Here is a 6,240-nt window from a genome sequence, read left to right as displayed (position 1 = left end):
TACTATTAGAAGAACGAGGGGTACACTTTATATTCAAATAAACTTTAAGATAACGATACGAAGCAATTTTGCTTCAAAGAATGTGGGCTGCTATCAGCCCAATTTTGGAGTTTTATTTATTAAATTCTGCAATAGTTCAAATAGCATCGGTTCAATAACGTCATTTTGTGATGTTCGATCATGAATTTCATAATTAATATATTCGTGGATAATTTCTGGGTCAGATGCAAATTGATTCGCTTGTGAAGTCACATGGTCTAATGGACTATTTTGAGGTCTTAATTGTTTGGTATTAAGGTATTCCAAAAACTGTTTATCTAATAATTTTTCATTTATAAGTGGAGTAAGATGTTCCTGGATATTGTGTAAATTTTCAATTAATAAGGAATGGGCTTGTTCCCGAGTTAACCCAAGTCGTGCATAATCGTCCATGCTATTATCATCAGATAGTCTTGATTTTAGAGAAGAACTAAAAAATGTTGGCACCCGAGTTACAAGGGAAGATTGCTCTTCATCGTCAAACTCGTCTGAAGGGAGTGCTATCAATGTTTGGTAAAAAGCGGACTCCAGAATATTTTTTTCTGGTCTGGTTTTTATTGTATCAAGATCTGCAAGAAGTGACTGCACCTGTTCTTCTTTTAATGGAATAATGAGTGAATCTGATGTTCCATGAAGAAATTGAAAGGGGTTGATAATATTGGCTATTTCTGTATCAGTGAATCCTAATCGTTGTAACTTTACATCCACTTCAGCTCTCGCATTTACATACCAGAAATCAAATTGACCCTGAATTTCTAAAGAGTTTGTTGACCCATTATAACTAAAAACAATGTGACCATCGGCATTCAAATAAGGAAGAAGTTCCATTAGTTTAAATTCAGGATAATAAGAGTGACTTAATGACCTGATTAGGCCCTGATGTTGTCCTTTTATTGCAAGAAAATCAAACTCTTTTTGCCATTGATTTGCTACCAGTATTGTAACCATTTGCAGGTATGAATCATGATGTCTTTCATCATAAAATTTTAGTGCTTCAATCAGGCGTCCTTTCTCATTACCTAGGTTCGCTTCATTCGATACATCAGCTCGCCTGTCTGGATATTGTTTAAAAAAGGCCAGCATGTAATATATTACGAGATCCTTTTGAGGATCAATTAACTTAGATTCGTCCAAGGTCTTAACCAGATGTTCTACATCTTCAAAATTAGACCAATTCTTTATGGCCCAAAACACTAATTCCTCTGATCTGTTGTGCACTTCTTTGGGAGTATCTAAACTGATATTTTTTACAAGCATAATTAGATTTTGATAAGCATCTTCAAAATCCCGGTTATAAAATTTTAAAGATTCGATTATTCTGTCTTTTCTATTTTGAGTAGATGAGAGTGTTTTACAGAGAAGGTCAGATCCATAAATTCCAGGTTGATTGTATACATGTAACAGATAATATAACTCCGGGTCTGTAGTGCTATTAATTAGATTCAATTTCTCTAATAGGTACATTACTTTTTCAAAATTAGAAGAATTGATGTCTTGTACAGCTGAATTAACTAATTCATCCCTTTTTTGAGCTGATGTATTATGAAATTGTTCATTCTTTAAATATTCTAAAAAGAGTGTATTATCAAATATCCAATTTCTAAGTCCATATTGCTCAGACAAATGGATTAAGTTTAGAAAAACAGAGCGTTCATTTTTACTGTGTAACAATAAATTTTTAATATAAAAATCGGAGAATTGTGACGACACAAATTGGTCGGATAAATCAGTAAGATCAGGTTCAAAGGAAGAATTAAACCACCATGATGCCCCAAGGAAATGCTCATCTCTTGTATAATACATTGATTTGATGTGTTCTTCTGGAAATGAATCATAAAATTCTTGGAGCTGATTAATTTGATTATGCCAAAATACGAGTTTAACCTTAGGTTTCTCTTTAATAATTAATTTTATCGCGTCTATCAACTTAGGTGTTAAAGTTGTAAATGAAAGATCGATAATGCTGTCATCAGCAAGGTGTTTTAATAATTGCTGATTATCGAGCAATGCAGAAGGGTTGTGGTATAAGGACAAATCAAGCGTATTATATTGTTTGAGTTTTTTTAATTTCTGATTAATAAATTCTTTCTGAGTCATCTTTTTACAAGAAAATAATTCACTCGCTGTAGTTGTCGACGGTTCCATCCGGTATCCAACTTGCTTGGCAATACGTCGGTTAATCAATGGTTCACCAACACCACAACCCACTAAATAATCAGCAAAATCAGTTTGGGCAAAGCCCTGTAATACCTTTAGTGCCTGAAAACCATTGGTTAATACAAGGCGTGTTAGTGAGCCCGATAACACAATAAAAGTAGGGGCATTATCATCCAACACGTGAGCGCATTGGTCTAGAACCTCTTGAAAATTCAGCAAATCCCCTCTAATGAATGTTCCTTTATCTGAATATTTAGATTGTGCTTGCTCAATATTGGACTCGTTAAAATCAAAGCCCACCAAATGAACATCGATTTCATTGAATGCGTTTGCTGTTGCATTAATGTACTTACCGTTACCACAACCTCCATCGATAATATTGATTGATTTCAGTGCTGGTTCTTTTGCCAGTATTCGTCTGATTTCGTTATTAATTTTTAAATGTTCGGAATCATAGAATTCATCAACTTTATCACGGCGCGAAGCGTATGAATTGTAGACGGTATCTACATTTGATTTAATCCAATCCACAGCAAGCGCAGATTTTCTTGAATAAATACGATCAAGGTTGCATCCCTGAACTTTGAACAACTCTTTAAGGTCTAAACAATTTGCGGAATTAAGCGGTATGGGTAATTTGGTTTTATCCTTAAAACTCAGTATAAGATATCCTTTAAAACTTGGACTATCACTGTCAATAAATTCTAGCAAACGCATTTTTACCAGAGATTTTTGGGCTCCATCAACCAGGAGTTCACAGGGTTCTCCTGAATCAGTTGCACATTTAGCTTGTGGTAAAATATACATGTTGAAATCGAGTTCAGAGGGGAATGAATGTCTCCCTTGGGGATACGAATCAATAAGAGACTGGACTTCAAATAATAAGTGAGCTGATTTTTGTGATGCGGACTCAATAGCGCTATTGAGTGAATCTTGTTGTCGCATGATAAGAATCTCTTGCATTTATTCATATGATCAAACATGGTGCATGTATTCAGAGAATTTACAGCAATTTAGTCTGGAGTTTCTCATTAGAAAGTATAGAACAATTTTGGTGTTAAGATGCTGGTGATTAGATCTGCCCACTTAAATAGGAAAGGGCCGGGTTTTGCCGAGAATACTTGTCCGGTAAATTATTGTTGACCTACTTTTTGGTCACAATGGAACTAAAAATCAAATGCTCTATGTTAAAACTATCAGATTAAATTATTGATTTAAAATATAAAAATGGTGCGCTCGGAGGGACTCGAACCCCCGACACCTTGGTTCGAAGCCAAGTACTCTATCCAGCTGAGCTACGAGCGCAATGGGTGATGATTTATAAATTGTTTTGCTATTTTGGTCTCTATCAGGAGGGTTGACCAAAATGGTGGGCCGTATAGGATTTGAACCTATGACACAGAGGTTAAAAGCCTCCTGCTCTACCAACTGAGCTAACGGCCCATTACAGGGTATTCTTTATCTAAACTACTTTGTTGGTATCAGTTTATTAAACTGGTGGGCCGTATAGGATTTGAACCTATGACACAGAGGTTAAAAGCCTCCTGCTCTACCAACTGAGCTAACGGCCCTAAAGAGGCTGAAATCATACCGGATTAGCGTAGAATTTCAAGTGTTTTATTGATTATTTTTGAATTGGTCTGACTTTTTTTGGCAAAGTTACAAGTAAAATGGTGTATATGATTTAAGAGTGAATGGAACGAGACTTAAGACGAATCCCAGACTTCGTGAAAAACATGCTTGTAGTCTTCATTGCTGGTTTGCAAAAAATTCATTTTATTCAATTACTTATGATTTTTAAATCAAACGTGTCCCTTAATAAGGGCTTAAGAGATTTGAAAGCTGCTATCGCCTTCATGACTTAACTCATCATCTTTCTGTTTCTCTTTACTAAGAAAAGCCGATCTTTGTTCTTGCATGGCCCGTCGTGCATCTTTTGTTTTATTTATGGCAGTTGCCTGTATATCAGATGGTGATTCATCGTGTTTACTGAGTAGAGGTTCCCTTAATTCTTCAGCTTTGTGTTTAGGTAAATCAGATTCATTTTGTGTCCAGAGAGTTTGTGTTTCAGTAGCCATTGGATTGACAGTGTCATTGTTGGCTGCTGCATTAGCCCGTTCAATTTTAATATCAAGAATTGCTTTATTTAGTGCATCTCTAATTCCGTTTAAACCACTGGTGATAAAATCAGTCAATGGCTTTAATCCAAAACTGTTTTTAATGGCAAAACCTATTCCTTCCATAGTATAGGCTATAGCAGAGGCTACATATTTTAATGGGTTATAGCCAAGAGGCCCCAGCATATCATTTAATCTTCGACCAATGTCCTGAACGGCATGCCCTATAGCAAACAATACTGTTCCACCTAGATATCCCAGGTTTCCTACAAAACTGATTACTTCTTTAAGGAGGTTCATTGTCGCGTGCACAATGCCAGATAAAAGCATTCGAACTATACCGGGATCTTGAATTGTATATTGACGTCCATAACTGTCTAATAATTTACCTAGCATTGAAGCTAAATCGGAAGTGCTTGCCTGTTGTGCCATCTCTTTGTAATGCTTCTCAACCAGATCCAATACACTGTGATATTTTTCATCATCAGATAGTTTCTTATCATTAACTAATAAATTAATTTCTTTAATAAGCTTTGTTGCCCGTAAATCTTCTGGTCTTTCACCAGAGAAATACACGATCGGTTTTTCTCTTTGATATCGAAAAATATGGCGATAAGCATTCATTTCCAGGACGGCTAATTTATTGGGTGTTTTTTGATATATCAAATCATTGGTTACAAGATTTGGGAACATTTGTACTACTGTGCCACAAGGTTCCAAATGATATAGTCCCCCTGAGGGACCAACAGTAATAATGCCGTTAACTTCTTGCACTCCACGAGGTTTCAAACGTTCAAATAATTTAGAGTTGTCTCGTTTTAAAGAGTTCAATTCAATTTCAACTTGCTCTGGGGTAGAGTTACTGTTTTCAGGAAAACGGATATCGAATTGATTTCTTTCAAATAAATAATTAAATGTTTTAGGATAAGTTATTTTAAAAAGTTCACGTTCCAATTGATTAGTAAAAAAATCCGGGTTTTTAACATAGAAATCCAGGTGGTTATTTAGTGTTCTTTGCACTCTAGGTACGGGTATGCCATCAGTAAGGTTTGATTTTTTTCCAGATTTCAGGTACGCATCGCGTTCTTCATGATTTACACTGAATAATTCGAGTAACTCTTTGGCAGATGGATTTTGAGGTAAATCAACAGGGTTTTTATAATTTTGACTGTAAACAATTTGTGGTATTTGATCATTATTAAACTTTGTTCCATGTTGAGTTAGAAATTGATGCAAAGAATACCAGGCAATTTTAGGTCCGGCAGTCATCTGGTCATTTTTAATTTTGGTTGTGTCTGAATGATTACCATACATAGGCAACATGGATACTTTTGTGGTTTGAGGGGATTGAACAATGATACGGGTCATATCTTGTGGTTTAAAATCACGACGCATTTCATCCATCTGCAATACAGCAACATAATTTTTGACATTATCAGGTATAACACGACCATCCATGTTGCTTTTATCACTCAGTCCAGCTACTGGATCCATGAGAAAGAGATTTAAATTGATCTTCTGTAATTGAGTCAAAAGTTGTTTATCTGAATTATTTAGTTCCTTCCCTGCACGCAACAAACGCTGTTCTTTAGCTGCTAATGCTTTTTCCTGTCGCTTTAAATTATTGGCAATATGAAGTGAAGTCACTGAACCACGACTAAACCCTGTCAGATTAATATTATGAGAATCATCTTGCTGGGTGCTTAACCATTTAATAATCTGATCAGTCGCTCTTTTAGCATTAGCCTTAACTTCTGTTCCTAACAAAGTTGGGCCATCGACATGGATGGAATGTTCCTGAGAGCAGGCCTTGGAAAACTGAGAAATAATATTGTTTGCTGCTTGATGAGTTTCTCCAGTTCCATAACAAAATACTGTAAATGTTGCCATGTTTTGCTCATACTATTTCTTAATTTTAGTATAGATG

Annotated in this window: 2 protein-coding genes and 3 tRNA genes; all 5 read right to left on the bottom strand. The window is 35.6% G+C overall.

What is annotated here, in order from left to right:
- Positions 1–93: 93 nt before the first annotated feature.
- The 5 genes from IZU94_RS06070 to IZU94_RS06050 all read right to left on the bottom strand — a co-directional run bounded on the left by IZU94_RS06070 (position 94) and on the right by IZU94_RS06050 (position 6,203).
- Positions 94–3,141, bottom strand: coding sequence for a methyltransferase domain-containing protein (locus IZU94_RS06070; RefSeq protein ID WP_203108971.1), 3,048 nt, complete (start codon positions 3,139–3,141; stop codon positions 94–96).
- A gap of 283 nt (positions 3,142–3,424) precedes the next feature.
- Positions 3,425–3,501: transfer RNA gene (locus tag IZU94_RS06065), tRNA-Arg, on the bottom strand.
- Between the two features lie 62 nt (positions 3,502–3,563).
- A tRNA-Lys gene (locus IZU94_RS06060) sits at positions 3,564–3,639 on the bottom strand.
- 52 nt (positions 3,640–3,691) lie between these two features.
- Positions 3,692–3,767: transfer RNA gene (locus IZU94_RS06055), tRNA-Lys, on the bottom strand.
- Positions 3,768–4,022: 255 nt separating this feature from the next.
- Positions 4,023–6,203: a DUF5621 domain-containing protein gene (locus tag IZU94_RS06050; RefSeq protein WP_203108969.1), complete on the bottom strand. Its 2,181-nt coding sequence runs from the start codon at positions 6,201–6,203 to the stop codon at positions 4,023–4,025.
- Between the last annotated feature and the right edge of the window lie 37 nt (positions 6,204–6,240).

Origin of the sequence: Legionella bononiensis (assembly GCF_016786215.1) — a bacterium.
Classification (GTDB): Bacteria; Pseudomonadota; Gammaproteobacteria; order Legionellales; family Legionellaceae; genus Legionella; species Legionella bononiensis.
Note: the sequence above shows the minus strand (reverse complement) of the source record. Positions and strands in the feature narration are given on the sequence as shown.

Excerpts from the sequence above, each read along its gene's own strand:
- IZU94_RS06070 (WP_203108971.1), bottom strand. The coding sequence starts at position 3,141 with ATGCGACAACAAGATTCACTCAATAGCGCTATTGAGTCCGCATCACAA.
- IZU94_RS06050 (WP_203108969.1), bottom strand. The coding sequence starts at position 6,203 with ATGGCAACATTTACAGTATTTTGTTATGGAACTGGAGAAACTCATCAA.